Annotated in this window: 16 protein-coding genes; 14 read left to right on the forward strand and 2 right to left on the reverse strand. The window is 64.8% G+C overall.

Annotation, left to right across the window (positions count from 1 at the left end; genetic code table 11):
* The 6 genes from LH19_RS27620 (at position 1) to tgt (ending at position 6481) form a co-directional block, all read left to right on the forward strand.
* The gene (locus tag LH19_RS27620; RefSeq protein WP_158514379.1) at positions 1–465 is read left to right on the forward strand and encodes a tetratricopeptide repeat protein; all 465 of its coding nucleotides are present in this window, start codon (positions 1–3) and stop codon (positions 463–465) included.
* A 470-nt stretch (positions 466–935) separates the two neighbouring features.
* On the forward strand, positions 936–1439 hold the full coding sequence (locus LH19_RS01635; protein WP_054724339.1) for an RNA polymerase sigma factor: 504 nt from the start codon (positions 936–938) through the stop codon (positions 1437–1439).
* Positions 1436–2437, forward strand: a complete 1002-nt coding sequence (locus tag LH19_RS01640) for a FecR family protein (protein ID WP_054724341.1) — start codon at positions 1436–1438, stop codon at positions 2435–2437. The genes LH19_RS01635 and LH19_RS01640 overlap by 4 nt, the downstream gene beginning before the upstream one ends.
* Positions 2438–2587: 150 nt before the next feature.
* Positions 2588–4774 carry a putative bifunctional diguanylate cyclase/phosphodiesterase gene (locus LH19_RS01645; protein WP_054724343.1) on the forward strand — a complete coding sequence of 729 codons (2187 nt, stop codon included), beginning with the start codon at positions 2588–2590 and terminating at the stop codon, positions 4772–4774.
* A 49-nt stretch (positions 4775–4823) separates the two neighbouring features.
* The gene (locus LH19_RS01650; protein ID WP_054724345.1) at positions 4824–5312 is read left to right on the forward strand and encodes a hemerythrin domain-containing protein; all 489 of its coding nucleotides are present in this window, start codon (positions 4824–4826) and stop codon (positions 5310–5312) included.
* A 44-nt stretch (positions 5313–5356) separates the two neighbouring features.
* On the forward strand, positions 5357–6481 hold the full coding sequence (tgt, locus tag LH19_RS01655; protein WP_054724347.1) for a tRNA guanosine(34) transglycosylase Tgt: 1125 nt from the start codon (positions 5357–5359) through the stop codon (positions 6479–6481).
* A gap of 2 nt (positions 6482–6483) precedes the next feature.
* Here tgt and LH19_RS28345 read toward each other — a convergent pair whose 3' ends face one another.
* Positions 6484–6654, reverse strand: a complete 171-nt coding sequence (locus LH19_RS28345) for a NepR family anti-sigma factor (RefSeq protein ID WP_156343990.1) — start codon at positions 6652–6654, stop codon at positions 6484–6486.
* A 210-nt stretch (positions 6655–6864) separates the two neighbouring features.
* On the opposite strand from LH19_RS28345, the gene LH19_RS01660 reads away from it, so the two are divergent.
* From LH19_RS01660 to LH19_RS01695, 8 genes are all read left to right on the forward strand, one after another.
* Entirely contained in the window at positions 6865–7659 is a 795-nt protein-coding gene (locus LH19_RS01660) for a response regulator (RefSeq protein WP_054724349.1), read from the forward strand.
* 53 nt (positions 7660–7712) lie between these two features.
* Positions 7713–10430 (forward strand): bifunctional [glutamine synthetase] adenylyltransferase/[glutamine synthetase]-adenylyl-L-tyrosine phosphorylase, encoded by a 2718-nt coding sequence (locus LH19_RS01665; RefSeq protein WP_054724351.1) that lies wholly within the window; start codon positions 7713–7715, stop codon positions 10428–10430.
* Positions 10427–10894: a peroxiredoxin gene (locus LH19_RS01670; RefSeq protein ID WP_054586615.1), complete on the forward strand. Its 468-nt coding sequence runs from the start codon at positions 10427–10429 to the stop codon at positions 10892–10894. The genes LH19_RS01665 and LH19_RS01670 overlap by 4 nt, the downstream gene beginning before the upstream one ends.
* Before the next feature lies 1 nt (position 10895).
* A complete protein-coding gene (locus LH19_RS01675; protein WP_054586616.1) occupies positions 10896–11687 on the forward strand; it encodes a ferritin-like domain-containing protein in 792 nt (263 codons plus the stop codon).
* 141 nt (positions 11688–11828) lie between these two features.
* Positions 11829–12503: a M23 family metallopeptidase gene (locus tag LH19_RS01680; protein WP_234716056.1), complete on the forward strand. Its 675-nt coding sequence runs from the start codon at positions 11829–11831 to the stop codon at positions 12501–12503.
* 88 nt (positions 12504–12591) lie between these two features.
* Positions 12592–12933, forward strand: a complete 342-nt coding sequence (gene erpA, locus LH19_RS01685) for an iron-sulfur cluster insertion protein ErpA (RefSeq protein WP_054586618.1) — start codon at positions 12592–12594, stop codon at positions 12931–12933.
* Between the two features lie 39 nt (positions 12934–12972).
* Positions 12973–13743, forward strand: coding sequence for an exodeoxyribonuclease III (gene xth, locus LH19_RS01690; protein WP_054724355.1), 771 nt, complete (start codon positions 12973–12975; stop codon positions 13741–13743).
* Positions 13744–13955: 212 nt separating this feature from the next.
* Positions 13956–14690 (forward strand): TorF family putative porin, encoded by a 735-nt coding sequence (locus LH19_RS01695; RefSeq protein ID WP_054586620.1) that lies wholly within the window; start codon positions 13956–13958, stop codon positions 14688–14690.
* A 60-nt stretch (positions 14691–14750) separates the two neighbouring features.
* Here the strand turns inward: LH19_RS01695 and LH19_RS01700 are convergent, their stop codons facing one another.
* On the reverse strand, positions 14751–16316 hold the full coding sequence (locus tag LH19_RS01700) for a toll/interleukin-1 receptor domain-containing protein (RefSeq protein WP_054724357.1): 1566 nt from the start codon (positions 16314–16316) through the stop codon (positions 14751–14753).
* Between the last annotated feature and the right edge of the window lie 63 nt (positions 16317–16379).

Here is a 16379-nt window from a genome sequence, read left to right on the forward strand (position 1 = left end):
ATGGATACCGAAGCGTATAGTAAAGCATTGGCAATTTGTCGCGCCCCCGAAGCCGATATTTCTGAAGCATACAAGTTGCTTTCCCAAGCCTCTCAAGAAGGTGATACACGAGCTACATATGCTCTATCAACTTGGTACTTATTTGGGAATGAAGTTGTTGAAAAAAATGAAGAATATGGAGTAAAATTACTAAAAACACTGGAAAAATCAAATATTGCAGAAGCAATTTTTGATTTAGCTGTATCATATGATTACGGTAAGCACGTAAAGAAAAATAACAGAAAGGCAATGTCACTTTATATGCGTGCTGCTCTTTTGGGGGATAAGGCTTCGTGTGAACAGGTTTCTCAGTATTATAGTGAAGGTAAATCAGTTCCTTATGATAAATTACTAGCAGATGCTTGGAAAGAGAGGGCGGAGCAAGAAGAAAATTCGATATCTCCGTCTTATAGGGTCTGGTTATAAGAATTTATAATTAAGATATTTGCAGTGACAGGTACAACAACTCCCAAATGCAAGGAGATTGTAGTACCTGTCGCCTTACTTCGATGCCCGCGTCAGCCCCTCGGTTGATCCGATCCGGCGACAACGCCGGCTTGACCGGTTGAGTTTGCCCGGCTGCTTCGCCAATCCATGGCATGGCCCGGCTTCCCCGCATCGTGCTTCCCGGCATTCGCATCATGTGACTCAGCGGAGCAACCGCCGCGAGCGAGTATTCTTCGAGGACGGCGATTATGCGCTTTTACGCGATATGCTCGCGGACGCGGCGAGCAGGGCGCGATAGGCATAAGAGCCCGCTCATCCATGGCGGAACCGTCCGCGACCGCCAGCCCTCGCCCTTCTAACCCTAAGCCGGAAAATTTCTAATGTCCGTCGCTCGGGGTGGTGCGTCTATAGGCTCATGCTTCTAAATTCGCAGGACATGCCGGCCGGCCATGCAGCCCTCAAGAGACCAGCTCGATCTGGGGCGCCGTTGGCGGCCCGCGCTCCTGTCCTATTTCCTCCGGCGGGTGCGCGATCATGCCGAGGCGGAGGATCTGACACAGGAACTGCTTGCGAAGCTGCTGAAGCATGACGGCGACGATTTTGCCTCGCCCGAAGCCTATATCTTCCAGATGGCGTCGAACCTGCTCGCCGACCGCGCGCGGCGGCACAAGGTGCGCGCGCAATATCGCGAGTTCGTCGGCCGCAGCGAGGACGCGGGGATCGATCCGATCGATCCGTTCCGCATCGCGGCGGGGCGCGCCGAACTGGCCGACCTGGCGCGCGCACTGGGCGCGCTGCCCGAACGGACGCAGACGATCTTCATCCTCTACCGGCTCGAAAACCTGTCGCAGGACAGGATCGCCGAAACCTTCGGCATTTCGGTGAGCGCGGTGAAGAAACATGTCGCGCGCGCGATGGCGGGGCTGATGAAAGCCATGAGGAGCGCGCCATGAGCGCCGGCGACGATGCGATCGAAGCCGCGGCGCTGTGGTGCGTGCAACTGTCCGAGGGCGAACTGGACGAACAGGATTGGCGCCGGTTCGAGGCGTGGCTCGAAACCCCGGGTCATGCCGGCCTGTTTCAGGATGCGGCCGCCGTCTGGCAGGCGTCGGGGGCGGTCGGCGACTGGCCCGAGGTCATCGCGCTGCGGACCAGGGCGCTCAATCGCTTCGGCAACGCAAAGCAGCGGCGCTGGCCCGTCGCCTCGCCGGGGCGGCTCAAATGGGCGACGGGCTATGCTGCGGCGCTGCTGCTCGTCGTGACGGTGACGTTGTTCTGGTATGGCAACCGGCCGCGGCAATATGAAACGGGGATCGGCGAGCGGCAGGTCGCGGTGCTTGCCGACGGATCGCACGTCTCGCTCGACGCGGTGACCGCGATGAAAGTGCGGATGAAGGACGAGGGGCGGCAGGTCGAACTCGTCGAAGGGCGCGCCAAATTCGATGTCGCGAAGGATCCGCTGCGCCCGTTCACCGTCGCCGCCGGCGACAAGCTGATCGTTGCGGTCGGCACATCGTTCAGCGTCGAACTGATCGGCGGGCAGGTGCGCGTCGTCCTGTACGAAGGGCAGGTCGAGGTTCGCGACCGCGCCGATACGGCGCGCGTGGCGGGTGCTGCGGCGCGGCGGCTGGTGATGCGGCCGGGCAGCGAGCTGGTCGGGGCGGTTGGCTCCAGCGAGCCCGCACAGCTCACGCGGCCCGACCTGTCGCAGTCGCTGAGCTGGGAGCAGGGGCTGGTCAATTTCGAGGGCGAGCCGCTGGCGCGCGCGGTCGAACGGATGAACCGCTATTCGGCCAAGCGCATCCGCATCGCCGACCCGGCGCTCGGCGCGATCCGGGTCGATGGCGTCTACCGTGCCGGCGATCTCGACGCCTTCGTGGAAGGGATTACCGCGCTGCACCCGGTACGGCAGAATACCTTGGGCGACGAGATCGTTCTGCAGGGCAAATGACGAATGCGGCGGCCAGTGCTGCGCGAGACGGGCAGCGCATGGTCAAGAAAGTTTACGGTCGGGAAACCGGCAGGTCGTCAAATTTACCTAATCGCAATTCATTATTGCCATAGCGATTGCAGGAGTGGGGCCAGCAAGAGACTGTATTTGATGGAAATGCCAGCGCGGATCGAATCCGACGACGTGGGGAACGTCGCCAACGAGAGTGTTTCGCGCGGCTTTTTCGGCAAGCTCGGCGCGCGCAAGACGGCCCAGCGTGCCGCGACCGCGACCCTGCCGACCCACGAAGCGCTCCTTCTCCTCCAGAATTACGAGGAAAGCGGACAGGGCTGGTTCTGGTCGACCGACGCGCAGGGCCGCATCACCTATATCACCGATGCGACCGCAGAGCTGATGGGGCGAACCGGCAGACAGTTGCTCGGCACCGCCTTTACCGAATTGTTCTTGCCGGTCGACAGCCAGGGCGAGCGGCAGCGGACCTTGCCCTTCCTGCTCACGAAACAGTCGAAGTTCGAAGAGCTGCCGCTGCGCAGCGCGTTCGAGGGCGACGACCGCTGGTGGGCGGTGTCGGGGCGACCGCAGTTCGACAACTCGGGCAATTTCGCCGGCTATCGCGGCAGCGGCATGGACATCACCGCCCAGCGCCGGTCGGCCGAAGACGCATCGCGACTGGCGCTCTATGACTCGTTGACCGGGCTCGCCAATCGCTTCAACATCTCGAAAACGCTCGAAACGACGCTTTCCGCCTTTGCCACCCAGCAGCGTTCGTGCGCGATCATGCTGCTCGACCTCGACCGCTTCAAGCAGGTCAACGACACGCTCGGTCATCCGGCGGGCGACGCGCTGCTCAAGCAGGTCGCCGAACGGCTGCTCAAGATCGTCGGCGACAAGGAAATGGTCAGCCGGCTGGGCGGTGATGAATTCCAGATCATCCTCCCCGATCAGGAAGACCGCGGCAAGCTGGGCGATCTGGCGGCCGACATCATCGCCAGCCTGTCGCAGCCCTATTCGGTCGAAGGCAGCCGCTGCATCATCGGCGCGTCGGTCGGCGTCGCAATTGCGCCGTTCGACGGTACGAGCCGCGACGATCTGGTGCGAAATGCCGATCTTGCCCTCTATGCCGCGAAGGGCAACGGCCGCGGCCGTTTCCGTTTCTATTCGAACGACCTGCATCAGGCGGCCGAGGATCGCCGCGCGCTCGAGGAAGATCTGCGCGACGCACTGTCGCGCGGCGAGATGCAGCTCGGTTATCAACCCGTCGTCCAGTCCAAATCGAACATGGTGACCGGGGTCGAAGCGCTGGTTCGCTGGAACCATCCGGAGCGGGGGATGATTTCGCCTGCGACCTTCGTGCCGATCGCCGAAGAGGCGAATATGATCTGGGCGCTCGGCGAATGGGTATTGCGCAAGGCGTGCGAGGACGCGGCAAGCTGGCCCGGCGACATGCGCGTTGCGGTCAATGTTTCGCCGATCCAGTTCGCGAACGAGGAATTGCCGAAGATCGTCGCGAGCGCGCTCGCCTCGACCGGCCTGCCGCCCGACCGGCTCGAACTCGAAATCACCGAAAGCGTCTTCCTTGGCGATTCGGCCGAAACGGCGCGCATGTTCAAGGCGCTGAAGGGACTCGGCGTCCGGCTGGCACTCGACGATTTCGGCACCGGCTATTCGTCGCTCGGCTATCTGCAGTCGGCGCCGTTCGACAAGATCAAGATCGACCAGAGCTTCGTGCGCGGCGCGACGGTGCCGGGATCGCGCAACGCCGCGATCATCGCCGCGATTGTCGCGCTCGCCGAGGCGCTCGAGATGGAAACGACCGCCGAGGGCATCGAATCGCTCGACCAGCTCGACCTCGTCCGCAAACTGGGGGTCAGCCATGTGCAGGGCTATGTCTACAGCAAGGCGGTGGCGCACGACGAACTCCTCGAACATGCCGAGGCGCGATCGTGGACGATCAAGCCGGCCGGCCCGGCCAAGCAGCGCAACGACCGTTTCCAGATGTTCCGCAAGGCGGGCGCGATCCACGACAATCATCGCTATGCCGTGGTCATCCGCAACCTGTCGGCGACGGGCGCCTTTATCGAAGGCATTATCGACGTGCCGACCGGCACCCGGTTCGTCATCGATTTCGGCGAAGGGCAACTGGCGACCGCGACGGTGCGGCGGTCGATGAAGCACCAGCAGGGCGTCGAATTCGAACAGTCGCTGGTCAGCGACGGCAATGGCGGGCTGTGCACGCGCCACCGCGTGTCACCCTATCTGATTGCGGCGGCCACCCAGCAATCGGGCGGTTTGTCGGTTCCGCTGTTCTCGACCACCAGCGACTATACCGGAACCTGATCTGCCGCTGTCCGTTTCATCTTCGACGATCGATCGACGGAGAAGAGGAATGGCAGAAACGAAAATCTTCGCGCGGCTGAAGGCCGACCACGACCGGCACCGCAAATTGCTCGACCAGATCGATGCGACGCAGGGCGACAGCGACGACCGCGAAAAGCTGTTCGAGGCGTTTCGCGTCGAAGTGACCGCGCATGCGGCGTCCGAAGAGATGTCGCTTTACGCTACGATGCTCGCCGATCCCGACCTCCGCGAAGAGGCGCAGCACAGCGTGTCGGAGCATAAGGAAATCGACGACATGCTCACCGAACTCTACGAGATGGACTTCGCTTCGACCGGCTGGCTGACGCGCTTTCGCACCATGAAACACCGTTACCTCCACCATATCGATGAAGAAGAGGAGGAGATGTTCCCCGCCGCCGAGAAGGAGCTGTCCGACGCGCGGAAGAAGGAACTGATCAAGATTTTCGAAAAGGAAAAGCCGAAGGAAAAGGCAAAGGCGGCGGCCGAGGAGCCGTCGAGCGAAGAGGCGCGGGACTAACCCCGCCTCGACTTTCCGCGTCTTCCCCGTCATAGGCGCGCGCCATGACCGACAGATTCGCATTTCGGGTCGCCGCGACCGACGGCGCCGCGCGCACCGGCGTCATCGCCATGCAGCGCGGCGAGATCCGTACCCCCGCTTTCATGCCCGTCGGCACCGCCGCGACGGTCAAGGCGATGCGCCCCGCCGAAGTGCGCGCGACCGGCGCCGACATCATCCTCGGCAACACCTATCATCTGATGCTGCGGCCCGGCGCCGAGCGGATGGCGCGGCTCGGCGGTCTCCACAATTTCATGGGTTGGGACCGCCCGATCCTGACCGACAGCGGCGGCTATCAGGTGATGAGCTTGTCGGCGCTGACCAAGCAGAGCGAGGAAGGCGTCGCGTTCAAGAGTCATCTCGACGGCTCGCGGCATATGCTGACCCCCGAACGCTCGATGGAAATCCAGCGGCTGCTGGGCAGCGACATCGTGATGGCGTTCGACGAATGTCCGCCGAACGGCGTCGACGCAAAACGCGCCGAGGCGAGCATGGAGCGTTCAATGCGCTGGGCGGCGCGCAGCCGTGCGGGTTTCGATGCAGGCGGCGAGCATGCGGAGCGGGCGGCGCTGTTCGGCATCCAGCAGGGATCGTTGGACGAGACATTGCGCGCCCGCTCGGCGGCGGCGCTGACCGACATCGGCTTCGACGGCTATGCGATCGGCGGCCTCGCCGTTGGCGAGGGGCAGGATGCGATGTTCGGCGTGCTCGATTATGCGCCCGGCCAGCTCCCCGCCGACAAGCCGCGTTACCTGATGGGGGTCGGCAAGCCCGACGACCTTGTCGGCGCCGTGGCGCGCGGGGTCGATATGTTCGATTGCGTGCTGCCGACGCGGTCGGGACGTAACGGGCAGGCCTTCACCTGGGACGGCCCGGTCAATATCCGCAACGCCAAACATGCCGAGGATATGGCGCCGCTCGACGCCGACTGTTCCTGTCCCGTCTGCACGACCTGGTCGCGGGCCTATCTCCACCACCTCGTCCGGGCCGGCGAGATGCTGGGCGCGATGCTGATGACTCAGCATAATCTTCATTTCTATCAGGTACTGATGCAGCGCATGCGCGATGCGATCGCCGCTGGCAGTTTCGCGGCGTTCCGGAGCGATTTCGAGGCGCGCTACCGGCGCTGAGATCAGCTCAGCTTGTTGAGAAGGTCGATCATCGACTGCGGGATCGATTCATCGACCGCAGTATCATAGGCCCGGCGCAGCGCGAGGTTTACATCCTGCGCCTTGCGGGGATTTTTCTTTTCGGCATCTTTCCCGGCCGGCTTTTGGGGCGACGAACCGGGTTCAGATGGCATTATCGAAGCATCCGCTGGACATGGGGCCTTGTGCTAAACGTGCGTTCGCCAAACTGCAATGGCGCGTTTGTTCCTTCCGCAGGAAACTAATTTGCGGCTAAATCGTTCCCTTACGGCGTAATTTGTCCGGCGCAGGATGCGTCGTGACCGGGTTTCGCTTGGTTTCGTGCGGGTTTCGGGGCAGGCTCTGCCTGTATCAGGAGGTATATCATGTCATTGGGTCAGGCGATTGCGCCGCATCTTCCCTATCTCCGGCGCTATGGCCGCGCGATTTCGGGGAGCCAGCAGAGCGGCGATGCGCTGGTCGCACGCCTGCTCGAGACGCTGGTCGCCAACCCCGGGTCGGTCGATGCGGAAGCCGACCTGCGCATCCAGCTCTACCGCATGGTCCACGACAATTTCGGCCTGATGAATCAGGAAGCGGCGAACGACGACCAGAAGGCGCTGTCCGAGATCGCGATCGCCGACGCGCGGCTGCGTCGCATTCCCTCGCTCGCGCGGCAGGCGCTGCTGTTGACCGCGGTCGAAGGGTTCAGCCCCGAAGACACCGGCCGCATCATCGGCCGCGACGCCGGCGCCGTCGATGCGCTGATTGCCGAGGCGACCGACGAGATCGACCGCCAGACGCGCGCGCGCATCCTGATTATCGAGGACGAGCCGATCATCGCGATGGACATCGAAATGATCGTTCGCGACTTGGGTCACGACGTCGTTGCCGTCGCGACGACGCACCGCGAGGCGGTCGACGAAGCGCAAAAGCATCAGCCGGGGCTGGTGCTCGCCGACATCCAGCTCGCCGACAACAGCTCGGGGATCGAGGCGGTGCAGGAGATCCTCTCCGACGTGAAGCTCCCCGTCATCTTCATCACCGCTTTCCCCGAACGACTGCTGACCGGCGACCGGCCCGAGCCGGCGTTCCTGCTGACCAAGCCCTATCAGCCCGCGACCTTGCGCGCGGCGATTTCGCAGGTGCTGTTCTTCGACGAAAGCACGGTCCCGGCCTGAATAGCCGCGGCGGGGGTTGCTACCTTGTCGGCGGCGGGCGATAGCCGCCGTCGATGACTGTACCCGACGCTTCCGCCCGCCAGTCGGCGCTCGACCGCCTGACCGCCCACGCTCCTTTTCTTGCGCGGCTGGTGGATATCAATCCGGATGATATCCAGCGTTTCCTTGCCGAAGGAACCGATGCTGCGCTGGCTTCGGTCACGCCGCCGCAGGTCGACGACGATATCATGCGGACGCTTCGCCAGTGGCGCGGGCGGATGGCGCTGCTCCTCGCGCTGGGCGACCTGTCGGGCGAGCATGATGTGGCGACGACGACGCGGTTGCTGACGGCCTTTGCCGACGAAGCCTGCGATGCGGCGCTTGCCGCCGCCTTCGCGGAACGCGTGCCGGGCGAAGAACCGCGCGGGCTCGCGGTGATCGCGCTCGGCAAGCTCGGCAGTCACGAACTCAACTATTCGTCGGACATCGATCCGATCCTGATCTTCGATCCCGACACCATGCCGCGGCGCCAGCGCGACGACCCCGACGAAGCGGCGGTGCGGATCGCGCGGCGGATGGTCGAAATCTTGTCGGCGCGTACCGGCGACGGCCATGTGCTGCGCGTCGATCTGCGTCTGCGGCCGCATCCCGAAGTGACGCCGATCGTGCTGCCGGTGAATGCCGCGATTTCCTATTATGAATCGGAAGCGCTGGCGTGGGAGCAGGCGGCCTTCATCCGCTCGCGCGCCTCGGCTGGCGACCGGGCGCTCGGCGAGCGCTTCCTGAGCGCGATCCAGCCCTTTATCTGGCGCCGCAGCCTCGATTTCCGCCAGCTCAAGGAAATCGGTGCGATGAGCGACCGCATCCGCGACCATTTCGCGCAGGGGCAGGCGTTCGGTCCGGGTTACGACCTGAAGCGCGGTCGCGGCGGAATTCGCGAGATCGAGTTTTTCGCGCAGGTCCACCAGCTCATCTACGGCGGGCGCGATCCGTCGCTGCGCCCGCCCGCCACGGTCGATGCGCTCGCGGCGCTTGCCGAGGCGGGGCGGATCGAGGCTGAAATCGCCAAGCGCCTGTCGGGCCATTACGCGACGCTACGCCGTGTCGAGCATCGGCTGCAGATGATCGAGGATCAACAGACGCATAGTCTGCCGGTGCAGCCGGCGGCGCTCGATTGCGTCGCCCGGCTCGACGGGCATGCCGACGGTGCGGCGCTGCTCGCGATGCTGGAGCCCGTCGTGACCGATGTCGGGGCCTGCTACGACCGGCTCGTCGCCGAACGTGCGGTGACCGCTGGCCTGCCGAAGGGCGAAGGCGAACTGGCGGCGCAGCTCATGGGTGCGGGGTTCGACCCGCCCGATGCGGCGCTACGCACGATCGCCGAATGGCGCGGCGGCAAACAGCGCGCGCTGCGCAGTCCGGCGGCGCTCGATGCGCTGGAAACGGTGCTCCCCGAACTGGTGAAGGCGCTCGGCGCCGCACCCGATCCCGATGGCGCGTTGCTGCGCTTCGACAAACTTGTCGCCGGCCTGCCGAGCGCGGTCAATTTCTTCCACCTGCTCGCGGCGCAGCCCGCCCTTGCGAAGGTCGCGACTCGGGTGCTGTCGCTCGCGCCGACGCTCGCCGATGCGCTGGCGACCCGGGTTGAACTGATCGAAGGGCTGATCGACAGCCGCGCCTTCGATGCGCCCGCCGACACCGAAGCCTTGCGCGCCGAATGGGCACCAGGGCTGGCGGGGCTCGATTATGAGCGGCTGCTCGATCGCGTACGCGATCGCGTCGGCGAGCGGCGCTTCGCCTATGGCGTGCAATTGATCGCCGGAGCGACCGATCCTTTGATCATCGCGCGCGGTTACGCCGATCTCGCCGAGGCGGCGCTCGGGGTGCTTGGCGACGCGACCGTTGCCGAATTCGTCGCGGCGCACGGACGCATTGCGGACAGCGAACTGATCGTGCTGGCGCTCGGCCGGCTGGGCGGGCGGGCGCTGACCCACGCGTCGGACCTCGATCTCATCTATCTGTTCACCGGCGACCATCTCGCCGAATCGGACGGACCGCGGCCGCTGGGTGCGACGACCTATTACAACCGCCTTGCGCAGCGGGTGACCGCAGCGATGTCGGTGCCGACCGCGGCAGGCAAGCTGTATGACGTCGATACGCGGCTCCGCCCGTCGGGGGAGCAGGGGCCGCTCGTCGTCACGCTCGACAGCTTCGAACGCTACCAGCGCGAGGAGGCGTGGACGTGGGAGCATATGGCGCTGCTTCGCGCGCGTCCCGTCTATGGATCGGCCGGGCCCCGGGCCGATGTCGGCCGGATCATCGCCGAACTGCTCTCGATGCCGCGCGATCCCGCGAAGCTGGCACAGGACGCGGCAGAAATGCGCGACAGGATAGCGGCGCATAAGCCCCCCAAAGGGACGCTCGATATCAAGGGCGGACCCGGCGGGCTCGTCGACCTCGAATTCGCGATGCAGGTGACGCAGCTTGCCAGCGGGCAATGTCACGACCCCAATATCGCCGCCGCGCTGGCGTGCCTGAAGGCAGCCGGACTTGCGCCGGCGGAGGTGTGTGACGCGCACGGGCTGCTGGCGCGAATGCTCGTGATGCTGCGTCTCACCGCGCCCGAGGGCGAGCCAGCCACCGCCGCAGCGCGGCAACTTGTCGCGAGTGCGTGCGGCGAGCCGGGCTGGCCGCAACTGCTTGCCGCGCACGACGCGGCACGGCAGGAGGTCGCGAGCTGGTGGGCATCGATTCGCCCGCAAATGCCGGTACAGCAGGAGACAGGATCATGAGCGGCCCGCAAATCGGAGATGCCATTCCGGCGGTCAAACTTCTCGATGCCGACGGCGCGACGATCGACGTCGCCGCGATGAAGGGCGCGCCGCTGGTCGTCTATTTCTACCCCAAGGCCGATACGCCCGGCTGTACGGTCGAGGCGCAGGATTTCACGCGTCTCGCGCCCGAATTCGCGCATCTGAAGGCGCAGGTGCTCGCGGTGTCGCGCGACGCGCCGGCGAAGCTCTGCAAGTTCCGCGACAAATACGGGCTGACCGTCCGCCTCGCTTCGGACGAGGACGGCGCGGTGTGCGAAGCGTTCGGCACATGGGTCGAAAAGCAGAATTACGGCCGCACCTATATGGGGATCGAACGCTCGACCTTCCTGTTCGGTGCCGACGGCAAGCTGGCGAAGGAATGGCGCAAGGTCCGCGTGAAAGGCCATGCCGAGGCGGTGCTGGAGGCGGCGAAGGCGCTCTGACATGACGAGTTTGGGTGAAGCCGCACGGGCCGTGCTGCTGACGCCGGACCCGCACGACAAGCGCCGCGCCGCGCGCAGCCTAGCGCGCGCGTGGCGGCAGGGGCGGCTCGACCATCGCTGCGACGTCGCGATGCCCTACCAGCCCGCCTGGCCGGCGACGCCCGAACTGCTGCCGCCGAACCAGATGCCGCGGCGGCGCAAGGGCGGGTCGGAGCGCGGTCGGATCGCGCTACTCCACGCCCTCGCGCACATCGAATTCGTTGCGATCGATCTGGCGGTCGACCTGATCGGACGCTTCGGCGGTGAATTTCCGCGCCAGTTCGTCGACGACTGGATCGGCGTCGCCGCCGACGAAGCGATGCATTTCGCTCTGCTCGACCGTCGTTTGCGCGGCCTCGGCAGCCACTATGGCGCGCTGCCCGCACATGCCGGCTTATGGGAAGCGGCGCAGTTGACCGTAGACGATGCGCTGGCCCGGCTGGCCATCGTGCCGATGGTGCTCGAAGCGCGCGGGCTCGACGTCACACCGGCGACGATCGACCGCTTCCAGGGCGTCGGCGACGAGGTTTCGGCGCGGATATTGGCGCGAATCTATAGCGATGAGATTCGCCATGTGAGCGCGGGCACAGTCTGGTTCGGCTGGCTGTGCGACGAACGGGGATTCAACGTCGTCGAAACGTGGCAAAGCCTCGTAAAATCGCGATTCCGGGGCGCGCTCAAACCGCCGTTCAACGACTCGGCGCGCCGTGATGCCGGTTTAACGCAAGAATTCTACGCCGTTATTGCTTCGTAAGGATTGGAACAGCACACAGGCTTCGCGGGGGATGAGCAATCATCCAAACCAACAAACACCGGCGCCAAAGCCCTTTTGTGACTTTGGCGACATGGCAAATGCGGGGTCGTCGTTTTGATAAACACTCTTCTGGCGCAGAAGTTGCACCAAGTCGCAATCATCTGCGCGGCAGCATGTTTCGGACTGGCCGCCCCGGCCGTCCACGCCGCCGACACCAGCGCCGATGCCAGCATCAACGTTCCCGACGAACCCGATGACGACAGCTTCATCGCCGGCCGGATTTCGCCGAGCGAGGACACCGAAGCCCGCGCGATCTTCCAGGCCTGGAAGCGTCTCGACACCGGCCTCTCGGCTTCGATCGGCGTTGCAGTGCCGTCGCGCCGCCCGATCGAGCAGATGTCGCTCTCCTCGTCCTACGGCATGCGCGTTCACCCGATCACGGGCAAGGTCGCGCGCCACAACGGCATCGACATTCCGGCGCCGCATGGCACCCCCATCTATGCCACCGCCGACGGCATCGTCGGCCGCGCCCAGCGTCTGGGCGGCTATGGTAATTATGTCGAAATCGAACATGGCAACGCGATCCAGACGCGCTACGGCCATATGTCTTCGTACATCGTCACCCCCGGACAGTCGGTCAAGAAGGGCCAGATCGTCGGCTATGTCGGCTCGACCGGGCGTTCGACGGGCAACCACCTCCATTATGAAGTCCGCATCGAAGGCGCGCCGGTCAATCCGATGCCCTTCGTTCGTTCGGATTCGATGGCGATCGCCGCGCTGACGGGCGACAAGCTCGCAATGGGCGGTCCCGAGTAAGAAATTCAGGGTCGGAGAGGAGGGGGCGTCCGCCGGCCTTAGGCCGGGGCGCCCTTTTCATTTGCGATAAAGCGCCTATCTAAGCCCCATGGCCACCCAGCTTTCCGATATCACCCTGTCGCCCGCCGCCGCTGCGCGCGTCCGCTGGATTGCGGAACGCAAGGGCGGGGCCGCCCCGGCGCTGCGCCTCGCCGTCGATGGCGGCGGCTGTTCGGGCTTCACCTATCGTTTCGGCTTGGCCGAGAGCATCGAGGGCGATGATATCGTCACCGAAACCGACGGCGTGAAACTGGTCGTCGATCCGGTCAGCATCGACCTTGTGCGCGGCTGCGTCGTCGATTTCGTCGATTCGCTCGGCGGGTCGTCCTTCAAGGTCGAAAATCCGAACGCCGCCTCGGGCTGCGGTTGCGGGTCCAGCTTCTCGATCTGACGCCTTTCTAAGCTGCCAGCTTGCTGGCATAGGTGCGCCATGAAAATCGCGACCTTCAATATCAACGGGATCAAGGCCCGTCTGCCGCGCCTCGTCGAATGGCTCGAGGAAACGCAGCCCGATATCGCCTGCCTGCAGGAACTGAAGTCGAGCGACGAGACGATGCCGACCAAGGAGATCGAAGCCGCGGGTTACGGCTTCCTCTATCATGGGCAAAAGGGCTTCAACGGCGTCGCGATCCTCGCCAAGGGCACGCAGCCTGTCGAGGTGCAGCGCGGGCTCGCCGGCGAAGCCGAGGACGAGCAGTCGCGTTATCTGGAAGCCGACGTCCACGGCCTCCGCGTCGCGTCGATCTACCTCCCCAACGGCAATCCCCAACCGGGGCCGAAATTCGATTACAAGCTGCGCTGGATGGCGCGGTTGCGCGAGCGCGCCAGAGCATTGCTGGCGGCCGAAATTCCGACAATTCTCACCGGCGACTATAATGTCATCCCGCACGACGACGATGTGTGGGATCCGCGCGCGATGGCGACCGACGCGTTGATGCAGCCCGAATCGCGCGATGCGTGGTTCCGCCTGCTCGGCGACGGCTGGACCGACGCCATCCGCAGCCGCCATCCGGCGGGCGGCGTGTGGACCTTCTGGGACTATCAAGCCGGCGGATGGCAACGCGATCATGGTTTCCGGATCGATCACCTGCTGCTCAGCCCGGCGTTGGCCGACCGGCTGGTCGATGCCGGGGTCGACAAGGATCATCGCGGCCGCGAAAAGGCGAGCGACCATGCGCCGACCTGGGCGGTGCTGTCCTGATATCCACGCGCGCTGGCAAGTGCCGGCGGTTGCATCGACTGTTGCAAAAAAGTCGCAGCGCTTCGTTTTACACGGCGCGCATCGACTTTTCGTTTGTGCGCCGCAACAAATTCGCTGACAGGTTGATCACGCGAGACCGGACTGGCCCGAAAAGAGGCTGGCCGTCGCGCGGCAGGCAGGGACGATCCGTTTAACCAGTCAGGGATCTGTCCATGAAAAATCTCTCCCGTGCATGCTTCGGCGTGCTTCTCGCCGCTTCGGCCCTCTCGACCCCCGCCTTCGCGCAGGACGCCGAAGAAGATAGCGACGGCATCACCATCACCGGCAGCGCCACCGTCGTCAGCGACTATCGTTTCCGCGGCTTCAGCCAGTCGAACGAAGAGGCCGCGATCCAGGGTGGCTTTACCATTGGCCATGACAGCGGCCTGTATGTCGGTACCTGGGGATCGAGCATCGGCTTCAACAACGGCACCGAAATCGACGTCTTTGCGGGCTTCGCCAAGGAGGTCACGCCCGGCCTGACCGCCGACATCGGCGCGACCGTCTATCTTTACCCCGGCGCCAACAACACGACGGTGATCGAACCCTATGCCTCGCTGACCGGCGCGATCGGCCCGGCGACGGTCAAGGGCGGCATCGCCTGGGCTCCCGGTGGCCAGAATTCGCTCGGCGATGCGAGCGGCGTCTACATCTACAGCGACGTCGGCGTGCAAATCCCCGACACCCCGTTCAAGCTGAAGGGCCATGTCGGCTATGCCAAGAGCGACAGCTTCCTCGGCGGGCTCGACGGCGAAGTGTTCGACTATTCGGTCGGGGTCGATGTCACGTGGAAGGTGCTCACCCTCGGGGTCGCCTATGTGAATACCGACGCCCCGAAGTTCGGCGGTTACAAGGAAGCGGTCGGCGCCGACGGCGCGGTCGTCTTCTCGCTCGGCGCAGCGTTCTGACGCCGGGCCGGAGGCGGCCTCTGGGGGGAGGCCGCCTCCACCAATTCCAGGGTCAGGATCTCAGGGTTTTCCGGACGCGAGCGCATCGCGGGCGCCGCGCCAACCCATATATTGTTCGGCGAGCATCCAGTCCTGCCGCGCGAGCTGCGGGTCGGAGAGGCTAATCGTTCCGGCCTGATCGAGCAGGCGCTCCGCCTTCGTCGCCGCATCGCCCGCGAGAAGCGGGTAGCTCTTTGCGAGCGCGTGGACCTCCCACCCCGCGGGAACATGGCGATAGGTATCGACATAGGTCTCGCCATCGGCACGCGTCACCATGACGTCGGTCGAGAAATTGGTCTGGATCGGCGACAGCCTGTCGATGCCCGCGACGAAGTCGGCGGCGAGGCCCTTCGCTTCGGCATCGCCGACCTCGGGGATCAGCGCGAGCGTCGCCATGGCGGAGATCGACGGCGTCTCGGTGCGCAGGCTGTTGTCGGGATAGTCGGCCCAGTTGACCCCCGCTTTCGGCCGCCGCCGCATCAGCCATTCGACCGCCCGGCTCCGCGCCGTACGGACCTTTTCCTGCAACGCCGGTTCGCCCTTCAGTGCGGCATCGATCTCGCGCAAGGCAATCACCGCGAAGGCGGTGACATAGGTCGCGGCATTGTCGGGCCGGTCGGCGGCGTCCATCGCGCTCGACCACCAGCCTTCGCGATTTTGCGCCGCGAGCAGCGCCTCGACGACGGGCACGGGTGGCGGCCGGTCGGCGGCGCCATAGGCCTTGAGCGTCCACAGCGATACGACGGTAAAGGGCGCGCCTTCGACCATGACGCAGTGGCAGCCGCCGCCCATGAATTTGGCGACCATCGCGTCGAAGCGCGACAATTTGTCGGCGGCCGTGGCCTTGTCGACCGCGATCAACTGCGCGAGTCCCCAGAAAATCTTGCCGTTGGTCGCCTTTTCGGTGTCGCCCAGCGCGCTGACCACGGCGTTGGCGATGACCGGTTCGGTTGCCGTCACCGTCCTGTCGAAACCGTCAGCGACCGCGGTCCGATCGAAGGCGGCCGAATGGGCCGTATAATACCAGCCGCCGCCAGCCAGTGCCGCGACCGCGAGCGCCGCGGCGGTTCCCACGGCAAGCGGGGAGAAACCCCGCCGGGATACGGGCGCGCGGACGGGCTCCCCCGCCGGCGCAGCGGCCGGGCCGCCTCCGCCCAGACGCCGGTCGATCGCCGCCAGCACCCGCTGCCAGGCCGGATGCGCCGCGCTGCCGTCGAATTTCGACAGATCGACGACGTTGACGTTGTAAAATTCGGCGGGCAGCGCCTCCGGGTCCATCTTCTCCAGTCCGATCGCGACGAGCGAACCGCGGTCGAGGCCGATGCGGCTTTCGATGCGGACCCAGCGGCGCTGGATCGCGGCGGGTGTCCAGCAGCCCAGAACGACCTTGGCGCCCTTGACCGCGCGGTCGATGACGTCGGGAAATTCGGCGCCGGCGTCGATTCCCTCGGCATCGAAAAAGACATGGTGGCCGCGCGCGGTCAGCAGGTCGCGAATCTGCCCCGCCTTGACGGCGTCGGCGCGGCTGTAGCTGATGAAAATATCATAGGGGCGTTCGGCCGCGTCATCCGCTGCATTTGCCGTCATCGTCACTGCAATCCCGCAAATTTTCGCTTGTGCCGCGAAATCGTCTTGCAGCGATAGCAGCCC

This window comes from Sphingopyxis macrogoltabida, from assembly GCF_001314325.1.
Classification (GTDB): Bacteria; Pseudomonadota; Alphaproteobacteria; order Sphingomonadales; family Sphingomonadaceae; genus Sphingopyxis; species Sphingopyxis macrogoltabida.